Source organism: Pseudomonas sp. S44 (assembly GCF_016624805.1).
GTDB lineage: Bacteria > Pseudomonadota > Gammaproteobacteria > Pseudomonadales > Pseudomonadaceae > Aquipseudomonas > Aquipseudomonas machongensis.
Window position 1 is genome coordinate 1 of sequence record NZ_JACVTY010000025.1, and the last position, 19,209, is coordinate 19,209.

Sequence of the window (19,209 nt, forward strand, 5' to 3'; positions counted from 1 at the left end):
GCCCCAGCACCGCGAAGATCCCGCCAACCGCTGCCCAGCCATCGGTGAGGTCATGTACCAATCCGACCGCGAACGGGCCCATCGAAGCCAGCGTGTAGCCGACGCCCTGGGCCATGCTCGACAAGTTCGCAGCCACGTGCGAATCCTTCGAACGCAGCACGATCAGGGTCAAGGCCAGGGCGAAAGTACCGCCTTGCCCCAGCCCCAGCAGCACCGCCCAGCCCCACAGCCCCGAGATTGGCGCATACAGGCATCCGAACAAGCCGCCGAGGGTGACCAGCATCACCACCACGATCGCCAGCCGCTGATCCTTGCCGCGGGTCGCCAGCCAGGGCGCACTGAGCGAGCTGATCAGCTGCACCAGCACCGACCCCGAAAGCACCAGACCGGCTTGCGTGGGGCTCAGGCCACGACCGATGAGAATCGACGGCAGCCAGCCGAACACGATGTAGGCCAGCGAGGACTGCAGCCCCATGTACAACGTTACCTGCCAGGCCAACCGATCGCGCCACAGCCCACGCACCCGATAGGCCACCTGGTGCGCGCCATGCCCTTGGCGCGCCTGGGGCGCCCACACCAGCATCGCCAGCAGCGCGGGCAACAGCCAGAAGCCCAGCCCCATGGCCCAACTGTCGCCGAAGTACTGGCTCAAGGGCACGGTGCTGCCCGCGGCCATCGCTGCGCCAAGGCACAGGGCCATGGTGTAGACGCCCGTCAGGGTGCCGGCATGAGCGGGGAAATCACGCTTGACGATGCCCGGTAGCAGCACGCCGATGATGCCGATGCTGGCACCGGCGATCAGGCTGCCGACGAATACCCCGGTCGCACCGAGTGCACTGCGCAGCAGGATCCCCAGCGCCAGGGTCAGGAGGATGCCCAGAATCACCCGCTCGCTGCCAAAACGACGCGCCAGGATCGGCGCCAGTGGCGCGAACAGGCCCAAGCACAGGACAGGCAAGGTCGTCAGTAAACCTGCCGCGGAAGCATTGAGCCCCAGCCCCTCGGACACCTGGCCCAGCACCGGCGCCATGCTCGACAGCGCCGGGCGCAGGTTCAACGCGACCAGCACCAACCCCAGCAACAGCAACCAAGGTCGGCGCAGCATCACCGGCTGCTGCTGGACCTGTTCGTCGTCAGCCTCGGCATCGATCAGCAGCTCATCGAGTTCAGGGTCGTGCTTGGAGTGGTTGGACGTCAGTTGTTCAGGCATGGGGCACTCGGGCTCAAGATTCGATGAGGGCCCGGCTCAGGCGCTTGGCCGCGTCCGGGTCGCGTTGTTCGATGGCGTCGAGGATCTGCACATGCAGGTCGAACACTCGTTGACTGCGGGGAAGCGCACTCATGTTGTGCTGCACCGCTGCAGCGACGACGCTGGAAAAGTAGCGGTACAACTCGCTCAGTGCGGGGTTGTGCGCTGCGTCCACCAGACGCTGGTGGAACACCAGGTCACAGGCCACATAGGTGTCCAGATCGCCGTGAAAGTGCCCACAGCTGCGCTCCAGGGCCTCGCGCAAGTCGCGCAGATCATCGTCGGTGCGCCGCAGAGCGGCGAGGCCGATGGCCTCGGCTTCGAGGATGCAACGGGTCTCGCGGGCCTGCTCGACCGTGCAGCGCGAGATGGCCTGCACTGCCTGCAAGGGGTCTTGGGCGGTGCGCAGATAGCTGCCGTCGCCCTGGCGCACTTCTACCAGACCACTGAAGGCCAGCACACGCATGGCTTCACGCACGGTATTGCGGCTGATGCCCAGTTCCAGGGCCAGTTCCGGCTCGGTGGGCAGGCGCTGCCCCACAGCCCAGGCGCCCTGGGCAATGCGCTCGCGCAATTGGTCCACGGCTTGCTCCACCAGGGAGCGCTTGATCAACAGGGACATACTAACGTCCAGTCATCGGATGAATTTACAAGTGGCAACAATAGCGCTGAAAAGCATCGCGGGGCAAGTCGGAGCGGCGATGCAGCGATCCGACTTGCCCCGCGACAGGAACGACGCGAACTACCCGTTCAACGCATCGATCAACGCCTGGTTCATCTCCGGCGTGCCTACGGTGATCCTCAGGAACTGCGCGATCCGTGCCTGCTTGAAGTGCCGCACGATCACCCCCTGCTCACGCAGGCGCGCCGCCAGTTCTGCCGCATCCTGTTGCGGGTGCCGGGCGAAGATGAAGTTGGCCGCCGATGGCAGCACCTCGAAGCCCCGCGCCGTCAACTGCTCGACCAACGCATCGCGGCTGTCGATGACCTTGCGGCAGGTCTCGTCGAAGTATGCGCGGTCTTCGAACGCTGCCGCCGCCCCGACGATCGCCATGCGATCGAGCGGATAGGAGTTGAAACTGTTCTTGATCCGCTCCAGTGCCTCGATCAGGTCCGGATGCCCCACGGCCAGCCCCACCCGCAGACCCGCCAGCGAGCGCGACTTGGACAGGGTCTGGGTCACCAGCAAATTGTCGTAGCGGTCCACCAGTGCGATCGCGGTTTCGCCGCCAAAGTCGATGTAGGCTTCGTCCACGACCACCACCGAGTCGCGATTGGCCTGGAGCAAGCGCTCGATGGCCTCGAGCGGCAGCAGGCAGCCAGTCGGAGCGTTAGGGTTGGGGAAGATGATCCCGGCATTGGGCTTGTTGTAGTCCTCGATGCGGATCTGGAACTGCTCGTCCAGCGCCACCTGCTCGAAGTCGATACCGTACAAGCCGCAATACACCGGATAGAAGCTGTAGCTGATATCCGGGAACAGCAGCGGCGCGCCGTGCTGGAACAGGCCGTGGAAGATGTGCGCCAGCACTTCGTCCGAACCGTTGCCGACGAAGACCTGCTGCGGGGTGACCTTGTAGTAATCAGCCACAGCCTGCTTGAGCCGGTCGCTGTTCGGATCCGGGTACAGGCGCAGGTTGTCGCTCAACTCGCCACGCATGGCCTCCAACGCCTTGGGCGAAGGCCCATAGGGGTTTTCGTTGGTATTGAGCTTGACCAGGCGAGCCAGCTTGGGCTGCTCACCCGGCACGTAAGGCACCAGGTCCTTGACGAAGGGGCTCCAGAATCGACTCATGTTCAGTTCCCCTTCTCGTTGAGGATGCGGTATTCGGCGCTACGGGCGTGGGCGGTCAGCGACTCGCCACGGGCCAGTACGGATGCAGTGTGACCGAGCTCGGATGCGCCCTGCTCGGAGCAGAAGATGATCGACGAACGCTTCTGGAAGTCATACACCCCCAGCGGTGAAGAGAACCGTGCGGTGCCGGATGTGGGCAACACGTGGTTAGGGCCTGCACAGTAGTCACCCAGGGCCTCGCTGGTGTGGCGGCCCATGAAGATCGCGCCGGCATGGCGGATCTGCGGCAACCAGGCCTGCGGGTCGGCGACCGACAATTCGAGGTGTTCCGGGGCGATGCGGTTGGCGACCTCGATGGCCTGCTGCATGTCACGCACCTGGATCAGGGCGCCTCGACCGTTGATCGACTTCTCGATGATCTCGGCGCGCTCCATGGTGGGCAGCAGCTTGTCGATGCTGGCCGCCACGCGGTCGAGGAAGGCCGCATCAGGGCTGACCAGGATCGCCTGCGCATCTTCGTCGTGCTCGGCCTGGGAGAACAGGTCCATGGCGATCCAGCCCGGGTCGGTCTGGCCATCGCATACCACGAGGATTTCCGATGGCCCGGCGATCATGTCGATGCCGACCTGGCCGAACACATGGCGTTTGGCGGTGGCTACGTAGATATTGCCGGGACCGACGATCTTGTCGACCTGCGGCACGCTCTCGGTGCCGTAGGCCAACGCCGCGACTGCCTGCGCGCCACCGACGGTGAACACGCGATCGACGCCGGCGATACAGGCCGCAGCCAGCACCAGCTCGTTGATCTCTCCACGCGGGGTCGGCACCACCATGACCACCTCACCGACACCGGCCACCTTGGCGGGGATGGCATTCATCAGTACCGATGACGGGTACGACGCCTTGCCGCCAGGCACGTACAGCCCTGCGCGATCGAGCGGGGTGACTTTCTGGCCGAGCACGGTGCCATCAGCCTCGGTGTACTGCCAGGAATCCTGCTTCTGTCGTTCGTGGTAGCTGCGCACGCGGTTGGCGGCAGTTTCCAGCGCCTCGCGCTGGGCTGCGGAGATCCGAGTCAGGGCCAGCTCCAGGCGCTCGCGACCCAGGATCAGGTCATCGATAGACTTGGCATCAACGCCATCGAAACGCTGGGTGAACTCCACCAGCGCCGCATCGCCACGCTCGCGCACGGACTTGATGATGTCGAGCACCCGCTGGTTGACCGCGTCATCGGACACGCTTTCCCAGCTCAGCAGATGATCCAGATGTCGCGCGAAATCCGGATCAGCAGCGTTGAGACGGGCAATTGCAGTGGACACGGTCATGACGAGGGCCTCGTTTTATTGGCGAATGCTCAGGCGCCCTAGGCTACCAGTCCATCCGCGCGGGCACCCGAGAAAAGTGGCTATGACGCGGATAGACGGGCGCGACAGCGAAGGTCGCGCGCAGAAGTCAGCCGCGGTGTCGCGATTCGACAGCCTTGCGCAGGGTGTCGATGAGATTCTGGATACGGGCGTGCTGCATCTTCATGGAGGCCTTGTTCACCACCAGGCGCGAACTGATCGTGGCGATCAGTTCCTGTGGCTCGAGGCCATTGGCGCGCAGGGTGTTGCCGGTGTCCACCACGTCGATGATCTTGTCGGCGAGGTTGATCAGCGGGGCCAGCTCCATGGAGCCATAGAGTTTGATGATGTCGACCTGGCGGCCTTGTTCGGCGTAATAGCGCTTGGCTACGTTGACGAACTTGGTGGCCACACGCAGACGCCCCTTGGGCTCGGGTGCACCAACGACGCCAGCGGTCATCAACTTGCACTTGGCGATCTGCAGGTCGAGCGGCTCGTACAGACCTTGGCCGCCGTATTCCATCAACACGTCCTTGCCGGCCACACCCAGGTCGGCGGCACCATGCTCGACGTAGGTCGGCACGTCGGTGGCACGCACGATGAGCAGGCGCACGTCGTCCTGCGTGGTGGGGATGATCAGCTTGCGGCTCTTGTCCGGGTTCTCGGTCGGCACGATACCGGCCTCGGCCAGCAGCGGCAGGGTATCGTCGAGAATACGGCCTTTGGAAAGCGCGATGGTCAACATTGCAACGTCGGTCCTTAAGCGGCTACAGCCGGCCAGGTCATCGACCTGGCCGTGTTCGATTCGGCTGGCACGTCCGTGTGCCGATCACAGGCAGAGAGCGCGACTAGCCCGGTACGCGACGGATCTTCGCGCCCAGCATCTGCAGTTTTTCCTCGATGCACTCGTAACCACGGTCGATGTGGTAGATGCGGTCGATCAGGGTATCACCTTCGGCGACCAGCGCAGACAGCACCAGGCTCGCCGAAGCGCGCAGGTCGGTAGCCATCACGGGCGCACCCTTGAGCGCCTTGACCCCGGTGACGATGGCGGTATTGCCTTCGACCTGGATCTGCGCGCCCATGCGGTGCATCTCGTACACGTGCATGAAGCGGTTTTCGAAGATCGTCTCGATCACGGCGCCCGTGCCTTCGGCAATGGCGTTGAGGGAGATGAACTGTGCCTGCATGTCGGTCGGGAATGCCGGATACGGCGCGGTACGCAGGTTGACGGCCTTAGGCCGCTTGCCGTGCATGTCCAGCTCGATCCAGTCTTCACCGGTCGTGATGTCGGCGCCAGCTTCCTTGAGCTTCTCGAGGACGGCTTCGAGGATGGTCGGATCGGTGTCCTTGACCTTGACGCGACCGCCGGTAACAGCAGCAGCGACGAGGTAGGTACCGGTCTCGATACGGTCGGGCATCACACGGTAGCTGGCCGAGTGCAGGCGCTCGACACCATCGATGGTGATGGTGTCGGTACCGGCGCCCTGGATTTTCGCACCCATGGCGATCAGGAAGTTGGCCAGGTCGACCACTTCAGGCTCGCGCGCGGCGTTCTGCAGCACGCTGCGGCCCTTGGCGAGCGCAGCAGCCATCATGATGTTCTCGGTACCGGTCACGCTGACCGTGTCGAAGAAGAAGTGCGCACCACGCAGGCCGCCTTCAGGGGCCTTGGCCTTGATGTAACCACCTTCGACTTCGATCTTCGCGCCCATTGCTTCAAGGCCACGGATGTGCAGGTCGACCGGACGCGAACCGATGGCGCAGCCACCTGGCAAGGCGACTTCGGCCTCGCCGAAGCGGGCGACCATCGGGCCGAGTACCAGGATCGAGGCGCGCATGGTCTTGACCAGCTCGTAGGGCGCAACCAACGTCTTGATGGTGCGCGGATCGATCTCCACCGCCAGCTTCTCGTCGATCACAGGCTCGATGCCCATGCGCCCGAACAGCTCGATCATGGTGGTGATGTCGTGCAGGTGCGGCAGGTTGCCGACGGTGACCGGGCCATCGGCCAGGAGCGTGGCCGACAGAATCGGCAGGGCCGCGTTCTTCGCGCCGGAAATGCGGATCTCGCCGTCGAGGCGCGCGCCGCCAGTAATAATCAGTTTGTCCATTTCAATCTCGCCGCCAACGTTGGCTCAGGTGCGCTCAGCCCAGGCTGCGCTGCTGAAAAATTTCATCGTTACCGCATGGATGCTGCCGTTGGCGATCCACGGATTCAGGTGAGCATAGATCGCCTGCTGACGCTTGACCGGGCTCTGGCCGGCCAGCTCGTCGCTGATCACGTTCAACTGGAAGTTGCAGCCTTCGCCTTCAACTTCGACCCGGGTTCCCGGCAGTTTTTCTTCAAGGAAGCTCTTAACTTCTAAGGCCTGCATGCTCAACCTCAATCGGCGCCCAGTGCGCGCGGGTCGGCCATGATACAAAAAAGCCCCTCGCCTGCGAAGCCCATACGAGGACGCGCTGACCGAGGGGCCTTCCCTTGATGACGGGCCATCAGCCCGCCAGCACTTCATCGAGGTCGTAGACCTCGGCGATTTCACGCATGTCTGCAGGCATGCCGCGTACTTCCCAGGCCTTGCCAGCAGCCTGGGCATCCCGCATGAACGCCAGCAACAATGACAACCCCACGCTGCTGGACTTGCTCACGGCCGAGCAGTCGAGCACCAGCCGCTGCTCGCGGCTGGCGGCGATCAAGGCCTTGCCCTGCTTGCGCAGGGCCGGCCCGCTGCGATAGTCCAGCACCCCGGCCAGGCGCAAGACACCTGGCTCGGTCATAGTCATGTCGGCTTCACTCATTTGACCGTCTTCTCGGGAGAGCTGTCGGCAGCTTCCTTGGCCTTGGCCACTTCGCCAGCCCAGCCGTCAATGGTCTTGTCGAGGTTGTTGCCATTACGGTTCATCGCGTCGGCGAACTGGTCGCGGAACAGCTTGCCGATATTGATGCCATTGACGATGACATTACGCACCTTCCACTCACCACCGATGTTTTCCAGGGTGTACTGGACCGGGTATACCGCGCCATTGTTGCCAGACACCTTCATGCCCACCGAAGCACGCTGGCCATCATCCGGCTTGGCTGGATCGACGGTGATGCCCTGGTTGTCGTATTCAAGCAGTGCGTTGCCGTAGAACTGGAACAGGCTGCGGCGGAAATTCTCCTGGAAGCGCTGCATCTGCTCGGGCGTGGCCTTGCGCGAGTACTTGACGGTCATGATGCTCCGGGAGATGCCGTCAGCGTCGACCACCGGGCCAAGGATGCGATTGAGCGCATCATAGAAAGCGGTCGGGTTGGACTTGTACTGCGCCTTGTTCGCCTTGAGGTCGGACAGCAGTTCAGTGGTGGTGCCCTGAACCACGTCGCGCGGAGACTGGCCCGGCGCCGCCAGGGCCATCAGGGGGAAGGCCGCCAGCAGGACCAGCAGGCCACGTCGCAGGATCGAAATCATGGAAACTCCTCAATTAGCTGGTTGGGCTTCTTTCGGTTCCTTGCCAACGGAGTTGAGCAGGAACTTGCCAATCAGATCTTCCAGCACCAGGGCCGACTGGGTGTCGTGGATGGTGCTGCCATCCTTGAGCACCTGCTCTTCACCGCCCACGCTGATGCCGATGTACTTCTCGCCGAGCAACCCGGCGGTCAGGATCGAAGCAGTGGAATCGGTCGGCAGATTGTCGACCGACTTGTCCAGCTGCAAGGTGACCCGACCGGTATAGGAATCGCGATCCAGATCGATGGCCGTGACCTTGCCGATGGTCACACCGGCCATGGTCACTTTAGCTCTGACAGTCAAACCGGCGATATTGTCGAAGTACGCATAAACTTTATAGGTGTCGCTGGTCGGACTGGCCGACAGGCCGCTGACACGCAGGGCCAGCAGCAGCAGCGCCAGGATCCCGGCCAGGAGGAACAGGCCGACACCGATTTCCAGGGTGCGGTTTTGCATCAGAAATCTCCAAACATCAAGGCGGTCAGAATAAAGTCCAGACCCAGGACTGCCAACGAGGCATAGACCACGGTCCTGGTGGTGGCACGGCTGATCCCCTCTGAAGTGGGTTCGCAGTCATACCCCTGGAATACGGCGATCCAGGTGACGACGAAGGCAAACACCAGGCTTTTGATCAGCCCGTTGATCACGTCATCGCTGAAAGAAACACTGTTCTGCATGTTGGCCCAGAACGAGCCCTCGTAGACCCCCAGCCAGTCCACGGCCACCCACGACCCACCCCAGATGCCGACCACGCTGAAGATCAGCGCCAGCAGCGGCAGCGAGATGAAGCCGGCCCAGAGGCGCGGGGCGACGATGTACTTGAGCGGATCGACACCGATCATCTCCAGGCTGGAGAGCTGCTCGGTGGACTTCATGTTGCCGATCTCGGCCGTCAGCGCCGAACCCGCACGCCCGGCGAACAGCAGCGCCGTGACGACCGGTCCCAGCTCGCGCAGCAGCGTCAAGGCGACCATCTGGCCGACGGCCTGCTCGGAGCCGTACTTGGTGAGGATGCTATAGCCCTGCAGGGCCAGCACCATGCCGATGAACATGCCGGATACCACGATGATCGCCAGCGACAGCACACCCACCGAATAGAGCTGCTTGGTCAACAGCTGGAAGCCGCCACCGATGCCGCCGCGTCCGGCCAGGGCATGGAAGAGGAACAGGCACGAGCGCCCGAGCACGGCCAGCACGTCGATGGCGGCGCGCCCGAACAGGCGAATGCGTTCGAGTATGGATTTTCTGCGCATCAACGCGTCCCCAGCAGATCGGCGCGGTAGTCTGGCGCAGGAAAGTGGAATGGCACCGGACCGTCCGGATCGCCCTTCATGAACTGGCGGATACGCGGGTTGTCCGACCCCATCAGTTCGTCCGGCGTGCCCTGCCCCAGTACCTGGCCATCACCGACCACATAGATGTAGTCGGCAATGCTCGCGGTCTCGGCCAGGTCGTGCGAGACGACGATACTGGTGATGCCCAGGGCGTCGTTGAGCAGGCGGATCAGGCGCACAAGAACGCCCATGGCGATAGGGTCCTGGCCGACGAAAGGCTCGTCGTACATGAGAATCTGCGGATCCAGCGCAATCGCCCGGGCCAGCGCCACACGGCGCTTCATGCCGCCTGACAGCTCGTCCGGCATCAGATCGATGGCACCGCGCAGGCCCACGGCCTGCAGTTTCATCAGGACGATGTCGCGAATCATCTCGTCGGACAACTGGGTGTGCACACGCAGCGGGAAGGCCACGTTCTCGAAGACATCCAGGTCGGTAAACAGCGCACCGCTCTGAAACAGCACCCCCATCTGCTTGCGCGCATCGAACAGGTCGCTGCGCGACAGGGCCGGCAGGTTCTGCCCGCCTACCCAGACTTCGCCACTGGAGGGGCGCAATTGCGCGCCCATCAGGCGCAGCAGAGTTGTCTTGCCGCACCCGGAAGGCCCCATGATGCCAGTGACCTTGCCGCGGGGGATACGGATGTCGACATTGCTGAAAATGCTGCGCGAACCGCGTTTGAAGGTGACGCCCTTCAACTCGACCGCGTAGGCGCTATCCGAACTCATCTAGACTCCTTGCAATGCAGCCTCGTCTACATGGACGCCTGCCTTCATCATGAAGGCACACGCATCCCTGGCGGGCCGAATAGCGGCGAACTATAGCACCGCGCAAAGTTGTCCCCAAGGCCATTTCCCCGAGTCGTTCAGGCACCGTACAGCAATTTTGCAACTGCCTACGACAACTCGAAGGTGAGCGTTTCAAACATTGCCGCTATAATCGGCGCCTTTTCATCAGGCATTGCTTTTTCGACATGAGCCAATCCAGCGAGCTGATCCAATCCGCCCAGCGCACCCTGCGCCTGGAACTCGAGGCCGTAGAAGGCCTGCGGGCCCGTATCGACGGCAATTTCGTCAAGGCCTGCGAGCTGATCCTGGCCAGCAAGGGGCGGGTTGTCGTGGTCGGCATGGGCAAGTCCGGCCATATCGGCAACAAGATCGCCGCCACCCTCGCCAGCACCGGCACCCCGTCGTTCTTCGTGCACCCGGCCGAAGCCAGCCACGGCGACATGGGCATGATCACCCGCGACGATGTCATCCTCGCCCTGTCCAACTCCGGCAGCACCGCAGAGATCGTCACGCTGCTGCCGCTGATCAAGCGCCTGGGCATCCAGATGATCAGCCTGACCGGCAAGCCCGACTCACCACTGGCACAGGCTGCAGAAGTCAACCTCGACGCCAGCGTCGCCCAGGAAGCCTGCCCGCTGAACCTGGCACCCACCTCGTCCACCACCGCCGCTCTGGTCCTGGGCGATGCCCTGGCCATCGCCCTGCTCGAGGCACGAGGCTTCACCGCCGAGGACTTCGCGTTCTCCCATCCGGGTGGCGCCCTGGGCCGCCGCCTGCTGTTGAAAGTCGAGAACGTCATGCACGCGGGCGACGAATTGCCCCAGGTGCAGCGCGGCACACTGCTCAAGGACGCCTTGCTGGAAATGTCGCGCAAGGGCCTGGGCATGACCGTGGTCATGGAGCACGACGGCCGCCTGGCCGGCGTCTTCACCGACGGCGACCTGCGTCGTAGCCTGGATCGCAACATCGACGTGCACAAGACGCTCATCGACGAAGTCATGACCGTTCACGGCAAGACCGCCCGCGCCGAAATGCTCGCCGCCGAAGCCTTGAAGATCATGGAAGACCACAAGATCAGCGCGCTGGTAGTGGTCGATCACCAGGATCGTCCGACCGGCGCCCTGAACATGCACGACCTGCTGCGCGCCGGAGTGATGTAAATGACCCAGGACCTGATGCAACGTGCCCAAGCCATCAAGCTGGCCGTCTTCGACGTGGACGGCGTGCTGACCGACGGCCGCCTGTACTTCCTCGAGGACGGCAGCGAATTCAAGACCTTCAACACCCTCGATGGCCACGGCATCAAGATGCTCATGGCCTCGGGCGTAACCACCGCGATCATCAGTGGACGCAAGACCCCCGTGGTCGAGCGCAGGGCAAAGAACCTGGGCATTCCACACCTGTTCCAGGGCCGCGAAGACAAGCTGGTGGTGCTGGACGGCCTGCTCGCCGAGCTGGGCCTGAGCTACGAGCAGGTCGCCTACCTGGGCGACGACCTTCCCGACCTCCCGGTAATCCGCCGGGTGGGCCTGGGCATGGCCGTGGCCAATGCCGCGACCTTCGTCCGCGAGCACGCCCACGGCGTCACCCAGGCACGCGGCGGCGAAGGCGCAGCCCGCGAGTTCTGTGAACTGATCATGCAGGCCCAGGGTACCCTGGACGCTGCCAACGCCCATTACCTGTAGGCCACGCCATGCTCAGCAAGAAACTTCGAAATGCCGTGCTGCTGGCAGCCATCGCTGCGCTGCTGGTGGCGGTCGGCTACTGGAACATCAGCCCCGAGAGCTTCCTCGACAAGCCCACGGCCCAGGTCGACGAAAGCGCCATCGACTACTATGCGATCAACGCCCACAGCGTACAGTACCTGCCCGACGGCAGGCTGCAATACGAGATGACCGCGGACAAGGTCGAGCACCTGAAGGCCAGCGAAGTCACCCTGGTGACCACGCCAGACATGCACATCTACCGTGGGACAGCTTTCCCATGGCACGTGCAGAGCGTGCGCGCCGAGGTCAACCCGGACGGTACCGAGGTCGAACTGATCGACAACGTGCGGATCGCCCGCACCGACGAAAAACAACGCGACACCCTGATCACCAGTAGCCGCATGACGGTGTTCCCGCAGAAGCAATATGCGCAGACCGCCCAAGCCGTTAGAATCGACGGCGCCGGTGGCACGACTACGGGTGTAGGAATGAAAGCATATTTGGAAGACGGCAGGATGGACCTGCTGTCCAACGTAAGAGGACAGTATGAGGCTCGTTAAAACCCTCCCCCTTTTGCTCAGCCTGAGCGCAGCACTGGGAAGCGCGAGCGCCTTGGCCCTGCCGAACGACCGTGACCAGCCAATCCGCATCCAGGCGGACAACGCGCATCTGGACGACAAACAGGGCGTTGCCACCTACACCGGCGATGTGATCATCACCCAGGGCTCGATGATGATCAAAGGCAACACCGTGACCATGACTCGCGCCGCCTCGGGCGACATCGACGTCGTGACCTCGGTGGGCAACCTGGCCTACTTCGAGCAACAGCAGAGCGCTGCAAAACCCGACAAGATGAAGGGCTGGGCCGTCACCATCCAGTACCAGGCGCAGAAGGATATCGTCATCCTCACCGACCGCGCCAAGGTCGAGAACGAAGGCAACACCACCGAAGGCGAGAAGATCGTCTACAACACCAAGACCCAGGTGGCGACCGCTGGCCGTGGTGGTAACGTGACCGCACCTCGTCAGCGTATCGACATGGTGATCCAACCGAAGAAAAAGGCCGAGTAAATGGCAACCCTCAAAGCCCAGCACCTGGCCAAGAGCTACAAGGGCCGCCAGGTCGTCCGCGACGTCAGCCTGTCGATCGACAGCGGCCAGATCGTCGGCCTGCTCGGCCCCAACGGCGCCGGCAAGACCACCTGCTTCTACATGATCGTAGGGCTGGTCCAGGCCGACCAGGGCCGCGTGCTCATCGACAGCAACGATGTCAGCCATCAGCCCATGCATGGCCGGGCCCAGGCAGGCATCGGCTATCTGCCGCAGGAAGCCTCGATCTTCCGCAAGCTGTCGGTCGCCGACAACATCATGGCCATCCTCGAGACACGCAAGGACCTGGACCGCGATGGACGGCGCAAGGAGCTGGAAAGCCTGCTGCAGGAGTTCCATATCAGCCACATCCGCGACAACCTCGGCATGAGCCTGTCCGGTGGCGAACGCCGTCGCGTCGAAATTGCCCGCGCCCTGGCGACTGCGCCGAAATTCATCCTGCTGGACGAACCCTTCGCCGGCGTCGACCCGATTTCCGTGGGCGATATCAAACAGATCATCCACCATCTGAAGGCCAAGGGCATCGGCGTACTGATCACCGACCACAACGTGCGCGAAACCCTCGACATCTGCGAGACCGCCTATATCGTCAACGATGGTCAACTGATCGCCGAAGGCGACGCCGAGACCATCCTGGCCAACCAGTTGGTCAAGGAAGTCTACCTGGGCCACGAGTTCCGACTCTGACGCCCGGGAGCTGCCTGGAGCATTGGAAATGCCTGGTGAAACGGGCTTAAGTGTTACAGTGCTCTAGGCAAACGCTACAATTTCAGGCATATAACTTGCTTAAGATTTGGCGCTCCGGCGCCCTGTAGTGGATGGCGCATGCGCGCCGGCGAACAAGGTATTAAGCCCCAGCCATGAAACCATCGCTCGTCCTAAAAATGGGCCAGCAACTGACGATGACCCCGCAGTTGCAACAGGCCATCCGTCTGCTCCAGCTCTCCACCCTGGACCTCCAGCAGGAAATCCAGGAAGCGCTGGAGTCCAATCCGATGCTCGAACGTCAGGAAGACGGCGACGACTTCGACAACAGCGATCCAATGGCGGAAAACGGCGAAAGCAAACCTGCCGCCGAAGCCCAGGACAACAGCTTCCAGGAAACTACCGTCAGCACGGAAAACCTCGAAGAAGGCGAGTGGAACGAGCGCATCCCCAACGAATTGCCGGTCGACACGGCCTGGGAAGACATCTACCAGACCAGCGCCAGCAGCCTGCCCAGCAACGATGAAGACGAGTGGGACTTCACCACCCGCACCTCTGCCGGCGAAAGCCTGCAGAGCCACCTGCTGTGGCAGCTCAACCTGGCACCGATGTCCGACACCGACCGCCTGATCGCGGTCACCCTCATCGACAGCATCAACGACCAGGGCTACCTGGAAGACAGCCTCGAGGAAATCTGCGCCGGGTTCGATCCCGAGCTGGACATCGAGCTGGATGAAGTCGAAGCGGTGCTGCACCGCATTCAGCAATTCGAGCCGGCCGGCGTCGGCGCCCGTAACCTGGGCGAATGCCTGTTGCTGCAGCTGCGCCAGCTGCCGGCGAGCGTGCCGTGGATGGCCGAAGCCCAGCGCCTGGTTACCGACTACATCGACCTGCTCGGCAGCCGCGACTACAGCCAGCTGATGCGTCGTATGAAGCTCAAGGAAGACGAGCTGCGCCAGGTCATCGAGCTGGTGCAAAGCCTCAATCCGCGCCCAGGTTCGCAGATCGAATCCAGCGAGCCGGAGTACGTGATCCCGGACGTCATCGTACGCAAGGACAGCGACCGCTGGCTGGTCGAATTGAACCAGGAGGCCGTGCCTCGCCTGCGAGTCAATCCGCAGTATGCAGGCTTCGTCCGCCGCGCCGACACCAGCGCCGACAACACCTTCATGCGCAACCAGCTGCAGGAAGCGCGCTGGTTCATCAAGAGCCTGCAAAGCCGCAACGAGACGCTGATGAAAGTGGCCACGCAAATCGTCGAACATCAGCGCGGCTTCCTCGATCATGGCGACGAAGCCATGAAACCGCTGGTGCTGCACGACATCGCCGAAGCGGTAGGCATGCACGAATCGACCATTTCGCGGGTCACCACACAGAAGTACATGCACACCCCCCGTGGCATCTACGAATTGAAATACTTTTTCTCGAGCCATGTGAGCACCGCCGAAGGCGGCGAATGCTCGTCTACGGCGATCCGCGCGATCATCAAGAAACTGGTGGCCGCGGAAAATCAGAAAAAGCCATTGAGTGACAGCAAGATCGCTGGTTTACTGGAGGCACAAGGCATCCAGGTAGCCCGCCGTACCGTCGCCAAGTACCGCGAATCGCTGGGGATTGCCCCGTCGAGCGAGCGCAAGCGATTGATGTAGCGCCGGGATGTGCCACAGCGTTTCAGTGGCAGGTGCAATACCTGCCTCTTTATGCACGGGCAACAAAGGAGAAGCTGTATGCAAGTCAACATCAGTGGCCAGCATGTAGAAGTCACCCAACCACTGCGCGAATACGTGCTCGAGAAGCTCGCCCGCGTGGAAGGACATTTCGACAAGATCACCAATGCAACGGTGATCATGAAAGTCGAAAAGCTGCAGCAGAAGGTTGAAGCGACACTCCAGATTCCCGGCGGCGAAGTGGTCGCCAACGCAGAACACCAAGACATGTATGCCGCGATCGACGCACTGGCTGACAAGCTCGACCGCCAACTGAAAAAACACAAGGAAAAACAGCAAAGCCTGCTGCAAGGTGCAGCTGCCCGCTGATCCCCCTCATCCATGATCCGACTTGAAACCATCCTGACCCCCGGCCGTTCCCTCGTGAACGTGCCGGGCGGCAGCAAGAAGCGCGCCCTGGAAAAGGTCGCCAACCTGATTGCCGAGCAAGTACCTGAGCTTGCGATGCAAGACGTCTTCGAAAAGCTCATCGCTCGCGAAAAACTGGGCTCCACCGGTTTCGGTAATGGCATCGCCATTCCTCATTGCCGCCTGGAAGGTTGTACTGCCCCCGTCAGCGCCCTGCTGCATCTGGACGCTCCCATCGACTACGACGCCATCGACGGCGCCCCCGTGGACCTGCTGTTCGTGCTGCTGGTCCCGGAAGCGGCCACCGATGCCCACCTCGAACTGCTGCGCCAGATCGCCAGCATGCTCGATCGCAAGGAAGTCCGTGATCGCCTGCGTGCCGCCGACAGCAGCGAAGCCCTCTACCAGGTAGTCCTGGACGCACAGAACGAGCACTGAACATGCGCCTGATCATCGTCAGCGGCCGGTCCGGCTCCGGCAAGAGCACCGCGCTCGATGTGCTGGAAGACAACGGCTACTACTGCATCGACAACCTGCCCGCCGGGTTGCTGCCGCAGTTGGCGGAAAACGCGCTGATCAATACCGAACTGATGCAACCCAAGGTCGCCGTGTCCATCGATGCGCGCAACCTGCCGAGCCATCTGTCGCGCTTCCCCGAATTGCTCGAGGACGCTCGCGCACGTCACATCCAGTGTGACGTGCTGTACCTGGACGCCGACGAGGACACGCTGCTCAAGCGGTTCTCCGAAACCCGCCGTCGCCACCCGCTGACCAACGCGGACCGTTCGCTCGCCGAAGCGATCCGCGTAGAAAGCGAACTGCTCGGCCCCATCGCCGACCTCGCCGACCTCAAGATCGATACCACCAGCCTTAATCTTTACCAGCTGCGTGACTCGATCAAGCTGCGCCTGCTCAACCAGCCTGAACCCGGCACCGCTTTTCTCGTCGAATCCTTCGGTTTCAAACGCGGCATGCCGGTGGACGCCGATCTGGTGTTCGACGTGCGCTGCCTGCCAAACCCTTACTGGAAACCCGAGTTGCGCGAGCACTCTGGCCTTGAAGCGCCAGTGATCGAGTACCTGGCAGCACAACCGGACGTCGAGGAAATGTTCCAGGACATCTCCAGCTACCTGTTGAAGTGGCTACCGCGCTTTGCCGCCAGCAACCGCGCCTACGTCACCATCGCCATCGGCTGCACCGGCGGACACCACCGCTCTGTCTATATCACCGAGCGCCTCGGACAACTGCTGCAGCAAACCCTGAAAAACGTCCAGGTCCGTCACCGCGACCTCTAACCCACAGGATCCACCCCACGATGCCCGCCCGCGAAATCACCATCATCAACAAGCTGGGCCTGCACGCCCGGGCGGCAGCCAAGTTCGTCGGCGTGGCCGGGAAGTTCCCCTGCCAGGTTCGGGTCGGGCGAGCCCCCGACAAGCTGGTGGACGGCAAGAGCATCATGGCAGTGATGATGCTGGCCGCGGGCAAAGGCACCCAAGTGCACCTGCATACCGAAGGCGAGCAGGACAACGACGCACTGGATGCACTGGTGGCGCTGATCAACAATTATTTTGACGAAGGCGAGTAAGCTCCCGCCCCGTCCCTTGCCTGACAGCCTCAGGACATCGCAGTGTCCATCACCATCATCAGGCAGAAGCCGATGCATAACCCCAGGCTTGCCAGGCGATGATTGCCATTGCTGCGTGACTCGGGAATGATTTCCTGGGTCACCACCAGCAACATCGCTCCTGCCGCACACGCAAGCCCAAGCGGTAGCAGCAGCTCGGCAACATTCACCAGCCAGGCACAGATCACCGCCGCCACCGGCTCCACCAGCCCGGATGCAGCACCGATCAGGAAGGCCTTGAACCGCGACATCCCAGCCCCTGCCAACACCAACGCGATCACCAGCCCCTCCGGCACGTCCTGCAGGGCAATGCCCATGGCCAGGCTGTCGGCGTCTGGCATGCCGCCGCCAGCGGAAACACCAATGGCCATGCCTTCCGGGATGTTGTGCGCGATGATCGCGGCTACGAACAGCCAGATCCGCGCAGCGATCACCGGCTGATTGCCTTGCCCGACCATGGACTCCGGCGAAACCCCGGAGATTCTCAAGTCGACCAGGAACAGGCACAGCGCCCCGAACAACAACCCGGCACTGACCAGGCCACCGGCGCCCCAAGGGCTGAAGCCAATGGACTGAGCCGCATCAAGGCCCGGGATGATCAGAGAGAACGCGGTGGCTGCCAACATCACCCCGGCACCGAAGCCAAGCAAGGTGTCAGCCACCGCCACCGGCATGTTGCGGATCACCAGCACCGGTACCGCGCCCAGCGCCGTGCCCAGTGCGCACAATGCACCGCCTTCAAGCGCACGTAACATGCGCGGCTCCAGGTCCAACCAGGCGATGCCCCGCGCCACCAACAGCGCGGTTCCGACAAGCAACAGCAAAGTCCCAAGCGCCAGTCGGAACAGGCGCACACTGCTGACAGACATCACCTCGGAGCGCATGACAGATCGACTCACTTCAGGGCTTCAAGGTAGCGACGCTCAACTTCCGTCCAATCGACGACGTTGTAGAAGGCACCGATGTATTCCGGACGACGGTTCTGGTACTTCAGGTAGTAAGCGTGCTCCCACACGTCCAACCCCAGGATCGGTGTGTTGCCGTGCATCAGCGGGCTGTCCTGGTTGCCGCTGCTCTCCACCACCAGCGTCTTGGCCGGGGTCACGCTGAGCCAGGCCCAACCACTGCCGAAACGGGTCAGCGCGGCCTTGGTGAACGCCTCCTTGAACGCCTCGAAGCCGCCGAGCTGCGTATCGATGGCCTGGGCGACCTGCCCCTGGGGTTGACCACCGCCCTTGGGTGACATCACGGTCCAGAACAACGCATGGTTGGCGTGGCCGCCGCCCTGGTTGATCACCGCTCCTTGCAGCTTTTCGGGCAACTGCTTGACCGCGCCGACCAGCTTGTCGATCGGCCATTCGGCCCACTCGGTCCCTTCGATGGCGGCGTTGAGGTTGTTCACATAGGTCTGGTGGTGCTTGCTATGGTGAATCTCCATGGTCTGGGTATCGATGTGCGGCTCCAGCGCATCGTAGGCGTAAGGCAGTGCAGGCAAGGTGTGGGGCATGTCAGTGAATTCCGTATGCAGGTGAACGGTGGGTGGCATCCGGCCGGGCAGCCAGTTCGCTCGCTTCAGGTGCATGGCGATTGAGCAAGCGCTCGGTGCGTGGGTACTGGCCGTATTCGGCGATAAAGCTCAACAGCTCGGTGTAGGTACGCCCGCTGTGGCGCAACGCGGCATCACGCAGGGCCTGGGGCAGGCGCGACTCCTGACTGGCCTGGAGCAGCCGCTGATGGGCCGCACACAGGTAATCGGCGCTTTCGTGGGGCTGATTCAGGCGCAGGTGCAGGTCAGCCAGGTTGTGGTGGGCGATGACAAAGGCCGCTACCGCCTCGTCAACGTCATGCCAGCGCTCGAACAGCACCTGCGCCAGGGCCAGGGCTTGCAGGTAGTGCTCCCGGGCGTCTACCAGTTCGCCTTGGTCGAACAGGCGATTAGCGGTTTCCGTAGTGCGTTTCCAATGCTGCATGACGTGTCTCCTGGGCGAGGAC

General features: G+C 62.6%; 25 protein-coding genes. 10 read left to right on the plus strand and 15 right to left on the minus strand.

The window, feature by feature from the left end:
• The 12 genes from IAE40_RS18110 to IAE40_RS18165 form a co-directional block, all read right to left on the minus strand.
• On the minus strand, positions 1-1,210 hold a 1,210-nt coding region (locus tag IAE40_RS18110; RefSeq protein ID WP_200603647.1), incomplete at its 3' end, for a CynX/NimT family MFS transporter.
• 13 nt (positions 1,211-1,223) lie between these two features.
• Entirely contained in the window at positions 1,224-1,871 is a 648-nt protein-coding gene (locus IAE40_RS18115) for a FadR/GntR family transcriptional regulator (protein ID WP_054894365.1), read from the minus strand.
• Positions 1,872-1,991: 120 nt separating this feature from the next.
• Entirely contained in the window at positions 1,992-3,041 is a 1,050-nt protein-coding gene (gene hisC, locus IAE40_RS18120) for a histidinol-phosphate transaminase (RefSeq protein WP_197892157.1), read from the minus strand.
• A 2-nt stretch (positions 3,042-3,043) separates the two neighbouring features.
• On the minus strand, positions 3,044-4,366 hold the full coding sequence (gene hisD / locus IAE40_RS18125; RefSeq protein WP_200603648.1) for a histidinol dehydrogenase: 1,323 nt from the start codon (positions 4,364-4,366) through the stop codon (positions 3,044-3,046).
• Between the two features lie 127 nt (positions 4,367-4,493).
• A complete protein-coding gene (hisG, locus tag IAE40_RS18130) occupies positions 4,494-5,129 on the minus strand; it encodes an ATP phosphoribosyltransferase (protein WP_063543179.1) in 636 nt (211 codons plus the stop codon).
• Between the two features lie 103 nt (positions 5,130-5,232).
• Complete coding sequence (gene murA / locus IAE40_RS18135; RefSeq protein WP_065863244.1) at positions 5,233-6,498, minus strand: UDP-N-acetylglucosamine 1-carboxyvinyltransferase; 1,266 nt, start codon at positions 6,496-6,498, stop codon at positions 5,233-5,235.
• Positions 6,499-6,522: 24 nt separating this feature from the next.
• Complete coding sequence (locus IAE40_RS18140; RefSeq protein WP_054894370.1) at positions 6,523-6,762, minus strand: BolA family protein; 240 nt, start codon at positions 6,760-6,762, stop codon at positions 6,523-6,525.
• Between the two features lie 118 nt (positions 6,763-6,880).
• Complete coding sequence (locus tag IAE40_RS18145; RefSeq protein WP_054894371.1) at positions 6,881-7,183, minus strand: STAS domain-containing protein; 303 nt, start codon at positions 7,181-7,183, stop codon at positions 6,881-6,883.
• On the minus strand, positions 7,180-7,833 hold the full coding sequence (locus IAE40_RS18150) for an MlaC/ttg2D family ABC transporter substrate-binding protein (protein WP_063543175.1): 654 nt from the start codon (positions 7,831-7,833) through the stop codon (positions 7,180-7,182). Before IAE40_RS18150 ends, IAE40_RS18145 begins: the two co-directional genes overlap by 4 nt.
• A 9-nt stretch (positions 7,834-7,842) precedes the next feature.
• Positions 7,843-8,328 carry an outer membrane lipid asymmetry maintenance protein MlaD gene (mlaD, locus tag IAE40_RS18155; protein ID WP_054894373.1) on the minus strand — a complete coding sequence of 162 codons (486 nt, stop codon included), beginning with the start codon at positions 8,326-8,328 and terminating at the stop codon, positions 7,843-7,845.
• Positions 8,328-9,125 (minus strand): lipid asymmetry maintenance ABC transporter permease subunit MlaE, encoded by a 798-nt coding sequence (gene mlaE, locus IAE40_RS18160; RefSeq protein ID WP_063543173.1) that lies wholly within the window; start codon positions 9,123-9,125, stop codon positions 8,328-8,330. The genes mlaD and mlaE overlap by 1 nt, the downstream gene beginning before the upstream one ends.
• Complete coding sequence (locus IAE40_RS18165; protein ID WP_054894375.1) at positions 9,125-9,934, minus strand: ATP-binding cassette domain-containing protein; 810 nt, start codon at positions 9,932-9,934, stop codon at positions 9,125-9,127. The genes mlaE and IAE40_RS18165 overlap by 1 nt, the downstream gene beginning before the upstream one ends.
• Positions 9,935-10,179: 245 nt before the next feature.
• Here IAE40_RS18165 and IAE40_RS18170 point away from each other — a divergent pair, with 245 nt between their 5' ends.
• The 10 genes from IAE40_RS18170 to IAE40_RS18215 all read left to right on the plus strand — a co-directional run bounded on the left by IAE40_RS18170 (position 10,180) and on the right by IAE40_RS18215 (position 17,178).
• A complete protein-coding gene (locus IAE40_RS18170) occupies positions 10,180-11,154 on the plus strand; it encodes a KpsF/GutQ family sugar-phosphate isomerase (protein ID WP_153772669.1) in 975 nt (324 codons plus the stop codon).
• Positions 11,155-11,679, plus strand: coding sequence for a KdsC family phosphatase (locus IAE40_RS18175; protein ID WP_054894377.1), 525 nt, complete (start codon positions 11,155-11,157; stop codon positions 11,677-11,679).
• A gap of 8 nt (positions 11,680-11,687) precedes the next feature.
• The gene (lptC, locus tag IAE40_RS18180) at positions 11,688-12,260 is read left to right on the plus strand and encodes an LPS export ABC transporter periplasmic protein LptC (RefSeq protein WP_054894378.1); all 573 of its coding nucleotides are present in this window, start codon (positions 11,688-11,690) and stop codon (positions 12,258-12,260) included.
• Positions 12,247-12,771 (plus strand): lipopolysaccharide transport periplasmic protein LptA, encoded by a 525-nt coding sequence (gene lptA, locus IAE40_RS18185; RefSeq protein ID WP_054894379.1) that lies wholly within the window; start codon positions 12,247-12,249, stop codon positions 12,769-12,771. The genes lptC and lptA overlap by 14 nt, the downstream gene beginning before the upstream one ends.
• Complete coding sequence (gene lptB, locus IAE40_RS18190; RefSeq protein WP_054894380.1) at positions 12,772-13,497, plus strand: LPS export ABC transporter ATP-binding protein; 726 nt, start codon at positions 12,772-12,774, stop codon at positions 13,495-13,497.
• A gap of 173 nt (positions 13,498-13,670) precedes the next feature.
• Entirely contained in the window at positions 13,671-15,164 is a 1,494-nt protein-coding gene (locus IAE40_RS18195) for an RNA polymerase factor sigma-54 (protein ID WP_153772671.1), read from the plus strand.
• Positions 15,165-15,242: 78 nt separating this feature from the next.
• Positions 15,243-15,551: a ribosome hibernation-promoting factor, HPF/YfiA family gene (gene hpf / locus IAE40_RS18200; protein WP_054894382.1), complete on the plus strand. Its 309-nt coding sequence runs from the start codon at positions 15,243-15,245 to the stop codon at positions 15,549-15,551.
• 12 nt (positions 15,552-15,563) lie between these two features.
• Positions 15,564-16,028, plus strand: a complete 465-nt coding sequence (gene ptsN / locus IAE40_RS18205) for a PTS IIA-like nitrogen regulatory protein PtsN (protein WP_054894383.1) — start codon at positions 15,564-15,566, stop codon at positions 16,026-16,028.
• 2 nt (positions 16,029-16,030) lie between these two features.
• Positions 16,031-16,885 carry an RNase adapter RapZ gene (gene rapZ, locus IAE40_RS18210; protein WP_063543167.1) on the plus strand — a complete coding sequence of 285 codons (855 nt, stop codon included), beginning with the start codon at positions 16,031-16,033 and terminating at the stop codon, positions 16,883-16,885.
• 20 nt (positions 16,886-16,905) lie between these two features.
• Complete coding sequence (locus tag IAE40_RS18215; protein WP_054894385.1) at positions 16,906-17,178, plus strand: HPr family phosphocarrier protein; 273 nt, start codon at positions 16,906-16,908, stop codon at positions 17,176-17,178.
• Positions 17,179-17,207: 29 nt separating this feature from the next.
• Here the strand turns inward: IAE40_RS18215 and IAE40_RS18220 are convergent, their stop codons facing one another.
• From IAE40_RS18220 to IAE40_RS18230, 3 genes are read right to left on the minus strand one after another with little or no spacing between them, the layout of a single operon-like run.
• Positions 17,208-18,101, minus strand: coding sequence for a ZIP family metal transporter (locus IAE40_RS18220; protein WP_063543165.1), 894 nt, complete (start codon positions 18,099-18,101; stop codon positions 17,208-17,210).
• A gap of 11 nt (positions 18,102-18,112) precedes the next feature.
• Positions 18,113-18,724, minus strand: a complete 612-nt coding sequence (locus IAE40_RS18225) for a superoxide dismutase (RefSeq protein ID WP_063543163.1) — start codon at positions 18,722-18,724, stop codon at positions 18,113-18,115.
• 1 nt (position 18,725) lies between these two features.
• The gene (locus IAE40_RS18230; protein ID WP_153772672.1) at positions 18,726-19,187 is read right to left on the minus strand and encodes a hypothetical protein; all 462 of its coding nucleotides are present in this window, start codon (positions 19,185-19,187) and stop codon (positions 18,726-18,728) included.
• Positions 19,188-19,209 lie beyond the last annotated feature (22 nt).

What these genes read in the sequence shown, in the direction of transcription:
- IAE40_RS18115 (WP_054894365.1), bottom strand. Translation starts at nt 1,871, where the DNA reads ATGTCCCTGTTGATCAAGCGCTCCCTGGTGGAGCAAGCCGTGGACCAA.
- hisC (WP_197892157.1), bottom strand. Translation starts at nt 3,041, where the DNA reads ATGAGTCGATTCTGGAGCCCCTTCGTCAAGGACCTGGTGCCTTACGTG.
- hisD (WP_200603648.1), bottom strand. Translation starts at nt 4,366, where the DNA reads ATGACCGTGTCCACTGCAATTGCCCGTCTCAACGCTGCTGATCCGGAT.
- hisG (WP_063543179.1), bottom strand. Translation starts at nt 5,129, where the DNA reads ATGTTGACCATCGCGCTTTCCAAAGGCCGTATTCTCGACGATACCCTG.
- murA (WP_065863244.1), bottom strand. Translation starts at nt 6,498, where the DNA reads ATGGACAAACTGATTATTACTGGCGGCGCGCGCCTCGACGGCGAGATC.
- IAE40_RS18140 (WP_054894370.1), bottom strand. Translation starts at nt 6,762, where the DNA reads ATGCAGGCCTTAGAAGTTAAGAGCTTCCTTGAAGAAAAACTGCCGGGA.
- IAE40_RS18145 (WP_054894371.1), bottom strand. Translation starts at nt 7,183, where the DNA reads ATGAGTGAAGCCGACATGACTATGACCGAGCCAGGTGTCTTGCGCCTG.
- IAE40_RS18150 (WP_063543175.1), bottom strand. Translation starts at nt 7,833, where the DNA reads ATGATTTCGATCCTGCGACGTGGCCTGCTGGTCCTGCTGGCGGCCTTC.
- mlaD (WP_054894373.1), bottom strand. Translation starts at nt 8,328, where the DNA reads ATGCAAAACCGCACCCTGGAAATCGGTGTCGGCCTGTTCCTCCTGGCC.
- mlaE (WP_063543173.1), bottom strand. Translation starts at nt 9,125, where the DNA reads ATGCGCAGAAAATCCATACTCGAACGCATTCGCCTGTTCGGGCGCGCC.
- IAE40_RS18165 (WP_054894375.1), bottom strand. Translation starts at nt 9,934, where the DNA reads ATGAGTTCGGATAGCGCCTACGCGGTCGAGTTGAAGGGCGTCACCTTC.
- IAE40_RS18170 (WP_153772669.1), top strand. Translation starts at nt 10,180, where the DNA reads ATGAGCCAATCCAGCGAGCTGATCCAATCCGCCCAGCGCACCCTGCGC.
- IAE40_RS18175 (WP_054894377.1), top strand. Translation starts at nt 11,155, where the DNA reads ATGACCCAGGACCTGATGCAACGTGCCCAAGCCATCAAGCTGGCCGTC.
- lptC (WP_054894378.1), top strand. Translation starts at nt 11,688, where the DNA reads ATGCTCAGCAAGAAACTTCGAAATGCCGTGCTGCTGGCAGCCATCGCT.
- lptA (WP_054894379.1), top strand. Translation starts at nt 12,247, where the DNA reads ATGAGGCTCGTTAAAACCCTCCCCCTTTTGCTCAGCCTGAGCGCAGCA.
- lptB (WP_054894380.1), top strand. Translation starts at nt 12,772, where the DNA reads ATGGCAACCCTCAAAGCCCAGCACCTGGCCAAGAGCTACAAGGGCCGC.
- IAE40_RS18195 (WP_153772671.1), top strand. Translation starts at nt 13,671, where the DNA reads ATGAAACCATCGCTCGTCCTAAAAATGGGCCAGCAACTGACGATGACC.
- hpf (WP_054894382.1), top strand. Translation starts at nt 15,243, where the DNA reads ATGCAAGTCAACATCAGTGGCCAGCATGTAGAAGTCACCCAACCACTG.
- ptsN (WP_054894383.1), top strand. Translation starts at nt 15,564, where the DNA reads ATGATCCGACTTGAAACCATCCTGACCCCCGGCCGTTCCCTCGTGAAC.
- rapZ (WP_063543167.1), top strand. Translation starts at nt 16,031, where the DNA reads ATGCGCCTGATCATCGTCAGCGGCCGGTCCGGCTCCGGCAAGAGCACC.
- IAE40_RS18215 (WP_054894385.1), top strand. Translation starts at nt 16,906, where the DNA reads ATGCCCGCCCGCGAAATCACCATCATCAACAAGCTGGGCCTGCACGCC.
- IAE40_RS18220 (WP_063543165.1), bottom strand. Translation starts at nt 18,101, where the DNA reads ATGCGCTCCGAGGTGATGTCTGTCAGCAGTGTGCGCCTGTTCCGACTG.
- IAE40_RS18225 (WP_063543163.1), bottom strand. Translation starts at nt 18,724, where the DNA reads ATGCCCCACACCTTGCCTGCACTGCCTTACGCCTACGATGCGCTGGAG.
- IAE40_RS18230 (WP_153772672.1), bottom strand. Translation starts at nt 19,187, where the DNA reads ATGCAGCATTGGAAACGCACTACGGAAACCGCTAATCGCCTGTTCGAC.